1 pseudogene is annotated in these 868 nt (G+C 38.7%); it reads right to left on the reverse strand.

Features of this window, described 5'->3' with window-relative positions:
- Positions 1-868, reverse strand: a pseudogene (locus tag RM697_RS13680) (hypothetical protein); the annotation flags it as partial.

An 868-nucleotide genomic window follows, 5' to 3' on the forward strand; every position in this document is an offset into this window, starting at 1 on the left:
ATATCCTGCACATGCATCGATACCATTAATATGCGTATCGTATGGTAATGGCTCATCTAACGATGGTGGTGTTGTATCAACTCCTGTATGCGTAATAACAATGTTATCTGCATAGTTTCCACAATCATCTACTACTGTATATGTGTAAGTAATATACCAATCACAGTTACTCTCTGATTCTGTTATTACTGGATGACTAATAGTTACATCGCCACAGTCATCAGAATATAATCCATATAACTCCTCTACTTTTGGAGAATCTGGTGCTTCTGATTTACACTGCCATCCTGATGTTCCTACTAATAATGGACTATCTGGATTATCTAATACTGGTGCATCTTGATCTCCACCACCATAAGCAATCTTAAACTCACCTAACTCATTTCCACAGTCATCTGCTACTAGGTAACTGAAGATGATTCCCCATCCACAATCGTCACCTACTTCTGACTTCACTGACTTAGTAACAACTACATTACTACAATCATCTGCAAAGTAAACTGTGCCTGCATTTGGATCTTGGTTAGCAGCTTCTGCTTCACTTAATCCATATGCTAATAAATCTGTTGGCTTACAATCATTGATACCATTAAAGTACTCTGGTAACGCTTCCACCACTGATGGAGGTGTCATATCTGTTACTGTAATAGTCTGTACTTGATCGTCTGCTGCATTATCACAATCATCTACTAATGACCATGTTCTTAAGATTACGTAGTTTCCTGGGCAGTTACCCTCTACTACTTCATCACTATAGGTAGCATCTAATACCATAGTACAGTTATCTGCCTCATCTGTTACATTTCCTGCTTCACCATCTACTGAGGTATCATCTGAACAATCTAAGGTAAGATCTGCTGGTGCAGTG

The sequence above is a fragment of the Microcosmobacter mediterraneus genome, assembly GCF_031846265.1.
GTDB lineage: Bacteria > Bacteroidota > Bacteroidia > Flavobacteriales > Flavobacteriaceae > Microcosmobacter > Microcosmobacter mediterraneus.